Genomic DNA, 13568 nt, shown 5'->3' on the forward strand with positions numbered 1-13568 from the left:
AGGGGCGTGGACTTAGCACATGGCCTGCGGCGTCTCAACCGGAACCGCCGTTGTGGGATGCGCGCACGGACGGCTTTTCGGACAATGAGGCTTTCGGGTGAACGGGCAGAAGACATTCAAGGCAATCGGACTGATGAGCGGAACCTCGATGGACGGGGTCGATGCGGCGCTGATCGAGAGCGACGGCGAGGGCAGCGTGCGCCGCTTCGGGTTCTTCAGCCTGCCCTATTCGGACGCGTTCCGCGACCGTCTGAAAGCAATTCTTGGCACCTCCGAGGCGGACCCTGAACTTGCCCGGGAGCTGACGGAGCGCCATGCGGAAGCGGTCGCCGGCCTGCTGGAGCAAGAGGGCTGTCCTGCCAGCGCAGTCGACGTGATCGGCTTTCACGGTCAGACAATCCTGCATGAGCCGCATCTCCGCCGGACGCTGCAGATCGGCGCACCGGATCTACTGGCGAGGGTCACGGGGCGGCCCGTCGTATTCGGCCTCCGGCTGGCGGACGTTGCGGCCGGAGGGGAGGGGGCACCGCTGGTGCCGGTCTATCACCGGGCGCTGACCCGCTCGCTCGGGGCGACGGTCGCCGTGCTGAACCTCGGCGGTGTCGGCAACGTCACCTGGATAGACGGCAGCGAGGAAGCCGGTCCCGAAGCCATGCTGGCCTTCGATACGGGGCCTGCGAACGCGCCGGTCGACGATTTTGTGCGCCGGCGTCTCGGCTCGCAGTGCGATCTGGACGGAGCGCTCGCGGCGGCGGGCAGGGTCGATGAGGAGCGGCTATCCGAGCTTCTCGCGGATCCCTATTTCGAGCGGCGTCCGCCCAAGTCACTCGATCGCGATCATTTCGCGGCACGTACGGCAAAAGCGGTCGAAGATCTCTCCGATGCGGACGGCGCGGCACTGCTGACCGCCTTCTCCGCGGCTGCGGTGGCTGCGGCGCAGCAATGGTTCCCGCATCCGCCGGGACAGTGGATCGCCTGCGGCGGCGGCCGCCGGAATGTCACCCTGATGCGGGAATTGGCCAGTCGGCTCGACGCTCCGATCGTTCCGTCGGACAGCCTCGGATGGAACGGTGACGCGGTCGAAGCCGAGGCTTTCGCCTATCTGGCGATCCGCAGCGTGCTCGGGCGTCCGCTGACCTTTCCGGGCACAACAGGCGTTCCCGCGCCGCTGACAGGCGGCACGTTGCACCGGCCGGACTGAGCCGTCGGGGTTTACTTCGCTTCGACCAGCTGTTCGGTCTCGGGCAGCGACTTGTTGAGATAGTCCGTGACGATCTTGTTCACCTCGTCGAGATGCTTGCCGAAATAGTGGTCGGCGTTCTTCACCAGGACATGGTCGATGGTGATGCCCTTCTGCGTCGAGAGCTTGTCGACCAGTTTCTTCACCGAGTCCGGCGGCACGACATCGTCGGAATCGCCGTGCAGCATCAGCCCCGAAGAGGGGCAGGGGGCGAGGAAGCTGAAGTCGAACATGTTGGCCGGCGGGGCGATCGAGATGAAGCCGGTGATTTCCGGCCGGCGCATCAGCAGCTGCATGCCGATCCAGGCGCCGAAGGAGAAGCCGCCGATCCAGCAATAGGGCGCGTTCGGATTGTAGGTCTGCAGCCAGTCCAGCGCGGACGCGGCATCGCTGAGCTCACCCTCGCCGCGGTCGAACACGCCCTGGCTTCGTCCGACGCCCCGGAAGTTGAAGCGCAGGGTCGAGAAACCGCGATTCACGAAGTTCTGGAACAGGGAATAGACGACCTTGTTGTTCATGGTTCCGCCATGCTGCGGATGCGGATGCAGCAACAGGGCGATGGGCGCGTTCTCTTTCTTGCTGTGGACGTAACGTCCTTCGAGACGCCCCTCGGGACCATTCATGATTACTTCAGGCATTCGATCCGTTCCTCAACACCGGCAGGCCGGTTTTTCCAGTTCCGGGAAGGGGTTAAGAGTCGCAATGGTTTTCTTTCCGCGACCCGGAAATTAACCGCCGCTATCCCGGTTTACTTTCATTGCGCGATGGCTGTAATCTCATTCTGACAGTCGGAGTCTGGCTTTAGCCCACTCAGGCTGTTGAGTTCAAGTGTAGCATTGCTGCTGTGAAACGGAAGCATGGCTCAACGCTACGGACGGCCGAGTTCTTCGGTCGTCCAAGGGTACTGAACGGATGGGACCCCGTTCTGCTGAAAAGATCGCCGTCGTTGGGGGAACGGCGATGGGTAACGTGTTCGGCACGGGGGTCATATAAAGTGAAATTCAGTACTAAGGGGCGATATGCCGTAATGGCGGTATGTGATCTTGCGCGACACGACGATGGCCGTCCGGTCTCGTTGGCCGAGATTGCTTCGCGACAAAAAATTTCAGTCTCCTATCTCGAACAGATGTTTGCACAGCTCCGCAAGGCGCGGTTCGTTCGCAGTGTCAGAGGGCCGGGTGGCGGCTATCTGCTTGCGATAGAGCCGGACCAGATCAAGGTCTCCGAGGTGATGACGGCGATCGAGCAGCCGGTGCGCGGCAACAGCGACGACGACGGGATGTTCGCGACCAGGGGCTGTGCCGACGATCCGACGAAACCGCTCTGGGAGGAGGTCGGACGTCAGGTGCTCGGATATCTCGATCAGGTCACGGTCGACGATATCGTCTCGGGGCGAATACCCCATTAACTCCGGAGATTCTTGACGGGATTGTTCCGTCTGCCTATCTCGGCTGTGCGTTTCACCGGGATCCGGATCTCCCATGCCTGCAGCAATCTACGCCGACTACAATGCGACCGCGCCGCTTCGGGACGTTGCCATAGAGGCGATGTCGGACGCGATGCGGACGGTCGGCAATCCGTCTTCGGTGCATGGGCCGGGGCGGACCGCGCGGGCCGCGATCGAGAAGGCCCGCGCGCAGGTCGCCGCCCTGATCGGCGCCGCGCCGCAGGCCATCGTCTTTACGAGCGGCGGAACAGAGGCCTCTGCACTGGCGCTCAAAGGCGCGGGCCGCCGCCGGGTCGTGACCAGCACCGTGGAGCATGAAGCGGTCCTCGCGGCGGTTCCGGACGCGGTCCGGCTTCCCGTCGACGCGAACGGCATCCTCGATCTCGACGCCCTCCGCTCCGTGCTCGAGGCGGATGGAGGTGAGATTCTCGTCTCGGTGCAGTGGGCCAACAATGAAACCGGAGCCCTGCAGCCGATCGAGGAGATCGCCGCCATCGCCCGCAGGTTCGGCGCGCTGCTGCACAGTGACGCCGTGCAGGCTGCCGGCAAGCTTCCGCTCGATGTCGCCACCGCCGGCCTCGATCTGCTGTCGCTCTCCGCGCACAAGATCGGCGGGCCTGCCGGAGTGGGTGCCCTCTATGTCCGAGAAGGGCTGGACCTCGCGGCGGTTCAGTCCGGTGGGGGACAGGAAAAGGGTCGCAGGTCCGGGACCGAGAACAAGATCGGAATCGTCGGGTTCGGCGCTGCTGCCGAAGCCGCCCGCGAAACGCTGGCCGACTGGGATCGCGTCGCCGTTCTGCGTGACCGTTTCGAGGCCGCGGTCCGGGCCGCGGGGCCGGGTGCACGGATCTTTTCCGCCGATGCCCCGCGATTGCCGAATACGAGCTGCGTCTCGCTTCCGGGCGTGCGCGGCGAGACCCAGGTGATCGCGCTCGATCTTGCCGGTATCGCGGTCAGTTCGGGCTCGGCCTGCTCCTCCGGAAAGGTCCGCCGCAGTCACGTGCTCGACGCGATGGACCCGGGGTCCGCCGACGCCGAGACGGCGATCCGCGTTTCCCTTGGCTGGGAAAGCATTGACGGAGATGTCGACAGGCTTGTCGACGCATGGTGCGATTTGTACAACCGCGCGTCAGCCGACACAGAGCGATCCGTCTGAGATCGAGAGAGCAACGGAGAGAAACTTGCCCCGCATGACATTCATCGGCCGCGACGGCACCCGGCAGGAAGTCGATGCCCCGCTTGGGTACACGCTGTTGCAGATCGCACGCGAGAACGACGTTGATATCGAGGGGGCCTGCGAGGGGTGCCTTGCCTGCGCCACCTGTCACGTCCATGTCGCGGCGGAATGGTTCGACAAGCTGCCTGCACCGAGCGACGACGAGGAAGACATGCTCGATCTCGCATTCAATCTCTCCGACACTTCGCGTCTCGGCTGCCAGATCCGCATCACCGAAGAGCTCGACGGGTTGGTCGTCGCCCTGCCGCCGGACGGCTCGGCATGAGCGCTGCGCTCGTTCCGGAGGGAAGTTATCTCGATCGCCTGATCCGTTCCGCTTCTGGGGCATGGTCGGCCTATACCGAACATCCTTTCGTCGCCGGCATGGCGGACGGAACGCTCCCGGAAGCGGCCTTCCGGCATTATCTCGGGCAGGACTATCTCTTCCTGATCCATTTCGCCCGCGCCTACGGCCTTGCGGTTTACAAGTCCGACCGTCTTGAGGACATGCGCGCGGCTTCCGCCGTGATCAGCGGCATTCTCGACGTCGAGATGGAGCTGCACGTCAAATATTGCGCCGGCTGGGGACTTTCAGAGGCGGAGATGGCCGCCCTTCCCGAAGATCCGGCCTGCATGGCTTACACCCGCTACGTGCTGGAGCGCGGCATGGCAGGGGACGTGCTGGATCTGCATGTCGCGCTGGCGCCGTGCGTTGTCGGCTATGGAGTCATCGGGCAAAGGCTTGCCGCCGATCCGGAGACGAAGCGCGAGGGAAACCCGTATCTCGCCTGGATCGAGATGTATTCGGGGGAGGAGTATCTCGACGTCGCCCGCGGCGCCGCCGCGCATATCGAGGATCTTGCCGAGCGGCGCGGGGGCGAGGCGCGCTTCGGCGAACTCTCGAAGACCTTCGATGCGGCGACCGTGCTGGAACGGGACTTCTGGCAAATGGGGCTGAGTGCCGCCGGGGCGTAATCCTGCTGGCTGCCATGCGCCGAGATTTCTTGTCTCCGGCGCGGCTTTTCCTATATTGCGCCCATCATGACCGCCACGAAGCTCAACTCGCTCGGAATTGCAAAGGCCCCGAAGGATACGCGGGTCGTCGTCGCCATGTCAGGCGGCGTCGACAGTTCCGTGACCGCGGCGCTGATGGCGGAGCAGGGCTATGACGTGGTCGGCATCACCCTGCAGCTCTACGACCACGGAGCCGCGCTCGCCAAGAAAGGCGCGTGCTGTGCAGGGCTCGACATCCACGACGCGCGGAACGTCGCCGACAAGCTTGGCTTTCCGCACTACGTGCTCGATTACGAAAGCCGCTTCCGTCAGGAAGTGATCGACGATTTCGCCGACAGCTATCTGCGCGGCGAGACGCCGATCCCCTGCGTGCGCTGCAATCAGACGGTCAAGTTCCGCGACCTGCTGGCGACCGCGAAGGATCTTCAGGCGGACGTACTCTGCACCGGTCATTACGTGCGCCGGGAGGAGGGGGCCGGCGGCGCCGAGCTGCACCGGGCGATCGATCCGCAGAAGGATCAGAGCTACTTCCTCTTCGCCACCACGCGCGAACAGCTCGAGTTTCTCCGTTTCCCGCTCGGCGGGATGGAGAAGGAAGAGACCCGCGAACATGCGCGGCGCTTCGGTCTTGCCATCGCGGACAAGCCGGACAGCCAGGATATCTGCTTCGTGCCGAACGGCCGCTATGCCGAACTGGTCGAGAAGCTGCGTCCGGGCGCCGCGGAGCCGGGCGAGATCGTGCATCTCGACGGCACCGTGCTGGGGCGGCACGAGGGGATCATCCATTACACGGTCGGCCAGCGCAAAGGCCTCGGCATCGGCGGGCGCCGGGACGAGGACGGCAACGGCGATACCGAGGCGCTCTACGTCGTACGGCTCGATCCGGCAGCGCGAAAGGTCGTGGTCGGCCCGCGTGCGGCACTCGGGCGCGATACCGTGTTCGTCGGAGAGCTGAACTGGCTCGGTGACGCATTGCCGGGCAACGAGGGCGTGGCCGTCGAGGTGAAGCTGCGTTCGGCCTCCAGACCGGCCTCTGCGCGGCTCTACAGCGATGCGGACGGATCGGGCCGGGTGGTTCTCGATACCCCGCAGCACGGCATCGCGCGCGGTCAGGCGGCTGTGTTCTATGCACCGGGCGAGTCCACCCGGGTGCTCGGCGGCGGCTGGATCACCGGTACGGAAGAACGCGCCGAAGCGGCCTGATCCCGTCTATCCGAGATATTTCACAAGCGCGAAGCCTCCGACCAGCAGCAGGAAGGCGGCCGTGGTCCAGAGCCCGAGGTTTTTCTCGATCGTCTTCTGCACCGCCGGGCCAAAGCGCCAGCAGAGCGCCGCGACAAGATAAAAGCGGATACCGCGTGCCAGGACTGAGGCGATGACGAAGATCGCGAGATCGAGATGGGTCACCCCACTGGCGATCGTGATCACCTTGTAGGGAAACGGCGTGATCCCCGCGCCGAAAACGATCCAGGCGCCCCACTCGTTGTACTGCGCGGTGAAGGCGGCGAATTTCTCCGCATATCCGTAGAATTCTAGCAACGGCAGACCCACGGCCTCGTAAAGCAGGGCGCCGATGGCATAGCCGGCCAATCCGCCGAGCACCGAAGCGGCGGTGCAGATGCCGGCGGCGCGCCAGGCGTTCCTGCGGTCGGCCAGCACCATCGGGATCAGCATCGTGTCGGGCGGGATCGGGAAGACGGAGCTTTCGATGAAGGAAATCAGCGCCAGCCAGTAATTGGCGTGCCTGTGGGCGGCGGCCCGCATCAGTCGGTCGTAGGTCGCTTGCAGCATGTCGTCCTTACTGTCCTGAAGCCGGAACGGGCGCGTCTCCGCTTCGCTTTATCAGCCGCCGGCGGCAGCGCGCAAGGCCGCCGCTTGGCGATTGACCGGGCAAGACGTTTGGCTATGATGCGCGCTCCTCGCCGAGGCGGGGCCCCTGTGGCGGAATCGGTAGACGCGGCAGACTCAAAATCTGTTTCCGGCAACGGAGTGGGAGTTCAAGTCTCCCCGGGGGCACCATTCGGATATTCCGTGAATGCGACTGCGCCGATTGCTGCTCTTGCACAATCGCGAGCCCGAAGAAACCAGGGAAAAATGTGGCGAGGCGGATCACGCGACGGCCCGGTGTACAGCTACAGTCTGCGCGCCGACACGACGTCGCCGGACTGGCTCACGGGAACGCGTTTTCGCAGAGAGCGGTAACCAATCTTTAACCAGCTCGTGGTCACATAGTTCTAAATTCTTGCAAAAACAGAGAATTTTTGCCGTAATTACAGCTTACACAGATGCTCGGGACGCCGCCGAATGGCGAACAATATCAGTGTCGCGCAGACCTTTGAACGGCGTGGAACGACGGTGCCTTTCACGGCAAACGAGTCGCTGCGCCATACGCGCGCGCGTATCTACAAGCACGGGAACGACCGAATTCTCGAAGCCGTGATCCCCAGCCTTGGCGGCGGACGTCGCGGCGAGCTGATGGTCGTGCCGTGGAAGGATCTGCCCGATTTTGTTCCGCTCAACGATCGCGACCGCCAACTGCACGACGGCATTCCTGGGATCGTCGGCAAGAACGGGATCGACCCGTTGCAGGTCCGCGAACTGGTGAACAAGATCAACGCCGCCCACTCGGATGACCCGGACATCCGGGCCAAGGCGCAGGCCCAGGCGAAGCAGGACAGCGAGGACAAGGAAGTCGTCCGTATGTCCTGTATCGCGCAGCTGATGCGGGAATGCGGCATCGAACGGGGCGATCCGGTGATGGCGAATGCCAATACCAAGACGCTCGTCGAACTGATGACCGCCGAGGAATCCAAGACCCACTTCGATCTCGAGATGCTGATCGACCGGGTGTTTCTCTTCGCCTCGCAGCGCAGCGGGGTCAGTGTCGAGAATGTCCGCGAATGGCTCGAGCCGCTGGTTGGACTGATCACTCCGTTTGGTACCGTGAAGGGCACGCAGAAGGACCGCACCAACGGGCATCTGTTTCTCGAGCATGTGAACCTGATGGAGTTCCGCAAATCCGTTGCCGCCTATCTGGCGCAGAAGCCGGAAGAGTACGGCGCCACCGCCGAGATCCTCCTTCAGGTGATCGACCAGACCATCATGTATGTCGACGAGCGCATCGTGACGCTGGACTCCCTCTTGGGCAGCTTCGCCAATGTCTTCGGCAAGCAGGACGCGAACGTCTCCTACCTGATCAAGCTGCGCCGGGATGTGGCCTATGCACTCGATGGCTGGGCAAGCCTGATCGAACGCTGGACGGAGGCGGACGCGGAGGACTGCAAGGTCGCGGGCAACGTTGAACACCGCGACAAGGCGGTTGCCTACGTGATGAATTTCCTGCCGATCATCCCGCACAAGGAACTCTACCCGGACGACGGCTTCGATACCCAGGCGAGCATTGAACGGGCCCGTGTCAAAATTGTCTCGGCCATGCATTCCTGGTCGACCGAGGAACTTGATGTGGAACTCGCGCGCCGGGTCGAGAAGGGTCAGAAACAGGTCGAGACCGAGGACGCCGGACGGCTGATTTCCTGATCGCCGTAAGAGTTCAGGCGCGTTTCGCCTGCGGCAGCACCACCATCGCCACGCCGCCTGCCGTTACCAGAATGCCGATGCCGGCAAGTACGCTGATCTCCTCCCCGAACGCGATATAGGCCATGACGGCCGCCGTCGGCGGTACGAGATAGAACAGGCTCGCCACCTTGGTCGCCTGTCCGTGCTTGATCAGCATCATCAGAAGCGAGAAGGCGCCGAGCGAAACGGCGAGAGAGAGCCATAGAAAGGCGCCGATAAAGGCCGGCTCCCAGACCAGCTGCATGGTTTCGAAGAGTGCGGCGCCGGCAAGCGTGACAAGGCAGCCGGTGGCAGCCATCACAGCGTTTCCGGTCAGGAGGTTCATCTTGGCGGCGTTGCGCTTCTGGTAGAGCGTGCCGAAGCTGATGGAGACCAGGGCCAGAACGGAAAACCCGATCCCGAGCAGGGTGACGCCCTCGACGCTGATCCGGTCAGAGAGGACGAGCACCATGCCCGCGAAGCCGACGAAACATCCGACCCATTGCCGGATACTGGGCGGCTCGCCTAGGAAGAGCCCGGCGGCGACCGCTGTCAGCACCGGCTGCAGCCCCGAGACCAGCGCCACCAGACCCGAGGGCATCCCGCCCCGGATGGCGATGAAGACGCTCGACAGATAGAAGGCGTGCAGGAAGAGGCCGACCACTGCGATGTCGAAATACGCCCGTGGCGAGCGCGGCCAGGGGGCTCTCGCCGCCAGGGCCATGGCGGCAAAGATCACAGTGACGAAACCGAAACGGCTGGTCAGAAAGGTGAACGGTTCGACGTGAGCGACGCCGAATTTGGCGGCGATAAAGGCAGAGCTCCAGAGGATCACGAAGATCATCGGCGCCACGATCTGCGACAGGAACGTCATTCAAGGAAATCCGGGTTGGAGCTGTTGTTGGCCACGGAGAGTCGCGTCCAGGGCAAAGCGTAGGCAAACTGTGTAAGGGGCGCTGTCAGGGTGCGCGGGTCGCGCGGATGGCCTGTCTCTTCCAGAAAGTGCTGGTACGCTCTGCCGATCTCGAGAAAGCGTTCCGCGTCGGGTGACCCTGTCTCGTGGGTCCCGATCGTTGCATCCATCTCTTCGACAGCCGCGAGGATCTCGGCCGGGCTGTTGTCCTCGGCGACATAACCGCACCGTTCCACTGCCTCGGCATCGGCATGAAGAGCGGTACCGCTTTCCAGCAGGGCGGCCAGCCGGGCCGGTTTGCCGCCGTCAACGGTGCGATAGGATTTGAACAGCAGCCGGTCGCCTGGATTTGTCCACATCTCGCATTGCATGACGCAGTTAACCAACAGCTGCGGGACGCCGAGCACGCGGAAAACGGCCTCCGGTCCCGACGAGCAGGTGATCCCGAAACATGCGCGCGCGATCAGTCCCGGATCGAGCATCGTGGTGTAATCCGGCTCCTGCCAGACCTCGATATAGCGCGGGTCGTCGATCGGGCAGGCGACCGAGCCGTCGACGCCGAGACGCAGCACCCAGTAACCCTTCTCGAGCAGATGCCGGATTGCCGGGACATATGTCGCGATATCGGCGGAGCGATAAAAATGCATGGTTTGGTCGGGGAGAAAGTTCCGGTCCCGGACATTCAGGACGACCACGCGGTCGCTATCCGCAATTCCGCGCTTCTCGCAGAAAGTGCGGGCTACTTGCCGTACCGCCGGAGCTGATTGGAAATGTCGCGGACGCGCGCCGGTCCGGTTCAGCTGTTTGATATAGTCGTCGAGAACTCCGCTCGGTCCGCGCTGATACCAGGTAAGCCCCTGCAGATTGAGAATTCCGGCATTCACATGACCCATGATCATGATGCCGGGTTCGTTGGTTTCCTGAATCCGGAAGTAGGGATCGAGGACGGCGCGCATGCCGAGGCTGTGGGGAGCCACGCGGCTGTCCGGAAAGAGCAGGACCATGCGGTCGTGGGACTCTCCGTAGAGTTCCCAGAGCGCGTGAGGTTCCATGGCAATATGCCCGATGCGCCAGGCCAGCGGCATGATATGCAGGACGGAGCAGCCAGCTCCCGCAAGATGGGGGGCGACGATCTGGATCAGCCGGGTCACGCGTTCCGGGTCAAAGATGCTCAGGAGCTGTGCTTCTCCGAGCCGGTTCATGGATCCCGATTCCGCCAAAAACCTCTCCTCAGGATAGCAGCGGTTGAAGTTCTTCCCGCTCTGTCTCCAGCCAATCGAAGATCTCGTCGATCACGGTGTCGAGAGATTTCTTCGGTGTCCAGCCGAAGGCAGTTGCGGCGCGCCGCGCGTCGGTAACGAACCAGGGAATGTCCGCCGGATTTGTGTCCGGATGCGATGCGATCTCGAGCTCCCGGCGCGCGCGGTCAGCGCATGCCGCACTCAGCCGGCGGAGCGAGGTGGCGTTCGCGGCGCCGCCTCCGACATTCCATACCCCCTTGGCCGAAGTCTCAAGGTCGGCAAGCTGGCGAACGAGGAGATCGTAGAGGTCGGCGACATGCAATACGTCGCGGACCTGGTGCCCGAGACCGCCGAAGCCGTTGTAGCTGAGCTTGCCGCCATAGAGATGTCGGGCGGCCCAGAGGCACATGAAGCCCTGGTCCACCTTGCCCATCTGCCACGGTCCCGCAAGCACTCCGCAGCGGTTGATGACGGCCTTGAGGCCGAAGGCGGCGCGGTATTCCTCGATGAACTGCTCAGAGGCGAGTTTCGTGGCTCCGTAGAGCGAGCGATGCCCGTCGAGCGGAAAGTCCTCGGCAATGCCGTGTGCCGACCAGCCGGGACCGTTCGCCCCGCCGGGGATCGTCAGAGCGTCGTTTTTCGCTGTCAGCGGCAAGGCGCGCAGCGGATCGATCGGGTAGACCCGGCTGGTGGAGAGGAAAACGAAGGTGGCATCGTGGCGCCGCGCGGTTTCCAGGCAATTCAGCGTGCCGCGGAGGTTCGTGTCGAGCAGGTAGGCCGGGCTGCCGGAATAGCCGGCCTGGACCGAGGGTTCGGCCGAACATTCCAGCAGCAGATCCATCGGTCCCAGCGCCGCGAGGTCTTCCGGCTCGCGAATGTCGGCATGCTCGAAACGGATCCCCGCGTCCCTAAGGCGCGGCAGGTTGAGCTCGCTCCCCCGACGTTTCAGGTTGTCGGCGGCGATAATGTCGGCGGTCGGGTTGTCGCGTTTGAAGGCGAGGGCGAGACTTGAGCCGACGAAGCCGGCGCCGCCGGTTACGAGAATGCGCATGGGTTTATCGTCAGCTCCCGGGCTCTGCTTGACCCGGCTTAGCGCAGCCCTGTCGGCGGGGCAAACTCAAATGAGAACCATTCATTCCAAAAATGCAATTGTATCCCACCATGCGGAAACTTAGAATGACTCAAAACCGGACGTCGGCAGTAAAGTCGCGCCAGCAAAAATTGTATACAAAGCTAGGGAAACATACGAGCACATGACCGCATCTCCGAAGCGATCGGATGCAGAACGGTCAGGCCAGATCCAGTCTGTCGCGCGCGCTATAAGCGTTCTGAATGCGCTCGCGGCGGACGAGGACGGCATGACCCTGACAGAGATTGCCCACACCGTCACATTGCCACCCTCAACGGTGCACCGGCTGCTCACGACGTTGCAGCAGGAGCGCTATGTCCGTTTCGACACCGAACGCGGAGCCTGGCAGATCGGCGTGCAGTGTTTCGCCGTCGGCAATGCCTTTCTGCGGACCCGCGATCTCGTCGCGATTACCCGTCCCTATATGCGGCGCCTGATGGAGGAGAGCGGGGAGACCGTCAATCTGGCGGTGCGAGACCATGACGAAATGGTCTATCTGGCGCAGGTGGAATGCCGCGAGATGATGCGGGCCTTTGCCAAGCCCGGCGCGCGCGTGCCGATCGCCGGCTCCGCCGTCGGCAAGACCTTGCTGGCGCGGATGAAGACCGACGAGGTGTCGAAGCTGCTGGCCCGGGTCAGTGCGGAATACAAGACGCGCCGGACCATCGATGCTCTGCCGCGGATGGAAGCGGAACTCCAGCGTGTCCGCGACGTCGAATTCGCTGTCGATAACGAGGAACATTCGGTCGGGCTGCGTTGCGTCGCCTCGGCCGTGTTCGGCCACCACAGCGAGCCGCTGGCGGCGATCTCGATCTCGGGCCCGACCGCGCGTATCACCGACGAGCGCATCGACAAGCTCGGAAAGATCGTGTGCTCGGTCGCCCGCGAGGCGACCGCCGCGCTTGGAGGAATCTGGCCGCAGAAGGCAGCCTGAGCGCATTCGCGCTCAGGTTCGACTGCAGGTCAGTCGTAATCTTCCTCGAGGAACTGCTGGTTCATGGAGAGGGCCGGCTGCTCGCAGCCGGCCGTGCCTACCTCTTTCGCCGGCACACCGGCGACGGTGGTGTTCGGCGGCACGTTCTTCAGCACCACGGAACCTGCGCCGACGCGGGAGCATTCGCCGACCTCGATATTACCGAGGATCTTCGCCCCGGCCCCGATCATGGTGCCGCGGCGGACCTTCGGGTGCCGGTCGCCGGTTTCCTTGCCGGTACCGCCGAGGGTGACCGCATGCAGCAGCGACACACCGTCCTCCACCACCGCGGTCTCGCCGATGACGAGGCCGGTACCGTGATCGACCATGATCCCCTTGCCGATGCGGGCGGCCGGGTGGATGTCCACGCCGAACACGCTGGCGATTCGGCTCTGGAAATACTTGGCGAGATATTCGCGCCCGTGGCCCCAGAGCCAGTGGGAGATGCGATAGGCCTGCAGGGCATGGAAGCCCTTGAAATAGAGGAACGGCTCCAGATAGCTGGTGCAGGCGGGGTCGCGCTCGTAAGTGGCGGAAAGGTCCGCCCGGGCCGCCTCGCCGATCCTTGGATCGGACAGCACGGCGCTGTGCACGACCTGGTAGACCGAGAGATCACTCATTTCTGGCCCGCCGATCTTCTGCGAGATCAGATAGGAAAGCGCGTCTTCGAAAGTCTGCTGATCCAGGACGCTGGCATGCATCCAGCTCGCCAGCGCGGACTCCTGGTCCGCCCAGGCCGCCGCGTCCCTCAACATGTCGTTCCAGACCGGGTCGAGGACCGCTTTAGGTCTCGGATTGACGTCCACCATTCAGTCCTCCCCGCCGCAACTGCGGCGTCGT

General features: G+C 63.6%; 14 protein-coding genes and 1 tRNA gene. 9 read left to right on the forward strand and 6 right to left on the reverse strand.

Annotated features, from left to right (window positions below):
- Positions 1-97: 97 nt before the first annotated feature.
- Entirely contained in the window at positions 98-1201 is a 1104-nt protein-coding gene (locus tag JJ959_RS03365; RefSeq protein ID WP_292879855.1) for an anhydro-N-acetylmuramic acid kinase, read from the forward strand.
- An 11-nt stretch (positions 1202-1212) separates the two neighbouring features.
- On the opposite strand, the gene JJ959_RS03370 is transcribed toward JJ959_RS03365, so the two are convergent.
- On the reverse strand, positions 1213-1878 hold the full coding sequence (locus tag JJ959_RS03370; RefSeq protein ID WP_292879856.1) for an alpha/beta hydrolase: 666 nt from the start codon (positions 1876-1878) through the stop codon (positions 1213-1215).
- Positions 1879-2234: 356 nt separating this feature from the next.
- On the opposite strand from JJ959_RS03370, the gene JJ959_RS03375 reads away from it, so the two are divergent.
- The 5 genes from JJ959_RS03375 (at position 2235) to mnmA (ending at position 6120) form a co-directional block, all read left to right on the forward strand.
- Positions 2235-2648 (forward strand): Rrf2 family transcriptional regulator, encoded by a 414-nt coding sequence (locus JJ959_RS03375; protein ID WP_292879857.1) that lies wholly within the window; start codon positions 2235-2237, stop codon positions 2646-2648.
- Between the two features lie 73 nt (positions 2649-2721).
- Positions 2722-3843: a cysteine desulfurase family protein gene (locus tag JJ959_RS03380; protein WP_292879858.1), complete on the forward strand. Its 1122-nt coding sequence runs from the start codon at positions 2722-2724 to the stop codon at positions 3841-3843.
- A gap of 25 nt (positions 3844-3868) precedes the next feature.
- Positions 3869-4189 (forward strand): ferredoxin family 2Fe-2S iron-sulfur cluster binding protein, encoded by a 321-nt coding sequence (locus JJ959_RS03385; RefSeq protein WP_292879859.1) that lies wholly within the window; start codon positions 3869-3871, stop codon positions 4187-4189.
- Complete coding sequence (gene tenA / locus JJ959_RS03390) at positions 4186-4878, forward strand: thiaminase II (RefSeq protein ID WP_292879860.1); 693 nt, start codon at positions 4186-4188, stop codon at positions 4876-4878. Before JJ959_RS03385 ends, tenA begins: the two co-directional genes overlap by 4 nt.
- Before the next feature lie 66 nt (positions 4879-4944).
- Complete coding sequence (mnmA, locus tag JJ959_RS03395) at positions 4945-6120, forward strand: tRNA 2-thiouridine(34) synthase MnmA (protein WP_292879861.1); 1176 nt, start codon at positions 4945-4947, stop codon at positions 6118-6120.
- A gap of 6 nt (positions 6121-6126) precedes the next feature.
- On the opposite strand, the gene JJ959_RS03400 is transcribed toward mnmA, so the two are convergent.
- Positions 6127-6708, reverse strand: coding sequence for a YqaA family protein (locus JJ959_RS03400; RefSeq protein WP_292879862.1), 582 nt, complete (start codon positions 6706-6708; stop codon positions 6127-6129).
- Between the two features lie 141 nt (positions 6709-6849).
- Between JJ959_RS03400 and JJ959_RS03405 the strand changes: the two genes are divergently transcribed.
- Positions 6850-6936 (forward strand) — tRNA-Leu (locus JJ959_RS03405).
- Positions 6937-7221: 285 nt separating this feature from the next.
- Positions 7222-8454, forward strand: coding sequence for a hypothetical protein (locus JJ959_RS03410; protein WP_292879863.1), 1233 nt, complete (start codon positions 7222-7224; stop codon positions 8452-8454).
- Between the two features lie 13 nt (positions 8455-8467).
- On the opposite strand, the gene JJ959_RS03415 is transcribed toward JJ959_RS03410, so the two are convergent.
- From JJ959_RS03415 to JJ959_RS03425, 3 genes are read right to left on the reverse strand one after another with little or no spacing between them, the layout of a single operon-like run.
- A complete protein-coding gene (locus JJ959_RS03415) occupies positions 8468-9346 on the reverse strand; it encodes a DMT family transporter (protein ID WP_292879864.1) in 879 nt (292 codons plus the stop codon).
- Entirely contained in the window at positions 9343-10587 is a 1245-nt protein-coding gene (locus JJ959_RS03420) for a TIGR04372 family glycosyltransferase (protein WP_292879865.1), read from the reverse strand. The genes JJ959_RS03415 and JJ959_RS03420 overlap by 4 nt, the downstream gene beginning before the upstream one ends.
- Before the next feature lie 28 nt (positions 10588-10615).
- The gene (locus JJ959_RS03425) at positions 10616-11677 is read right to left on the reverse strand and encodes an NAD-dependent epimerase/dehydratase family protein (protein ID WP_292879866.1); all 1062 of its coding nucleotides are present in this window, start codon (positions 11675-11677) and stop codon (positions 10616-10618) included.
- A gap of 202 nt (positions 11678-11879) precedes the next feature.
- Between JJ959_RS03425 and JJ959_RS03430 the strand changes: the two genes are divergently transcribed.
- A complete protein-coding gene (locus JJ959_RS03430) occupies positions 11880-12689 on the forward strand; it encodes an IclR family transcriptional regulator C-terminal domain-containing protein (protein WP_193179399.1) in 810 nt (269 codons plus the stop codon).
- 29 nt (positions 12690-12718) lie between these two features.
- Here the strand turns inward: JJ959_RS03430 and cysE are convergent, their stop codons facing one another.
- Positions 12719-13483: a serine O-acetyltransferase gene (gene cysE / locus JJ959_RS03435; RefSeq protein ID WP_366816909.1), complete on the reverse strand. Its 765-nt coding sequence runs from the start codon at positions 13481-13483 to the stop codon at positions 12719-12721.
- Positions 13484-13568: the final 85 nt, after the last annotated feature.

The organism is Nisaea sp. (genome assembly GCF_017640745.1).
Classification (GTDB): Bacteria; Pseudomonadota; Alphaproteobacteria; order Thalassobaculales; family Thalassobaculaceae; genus Nisaea.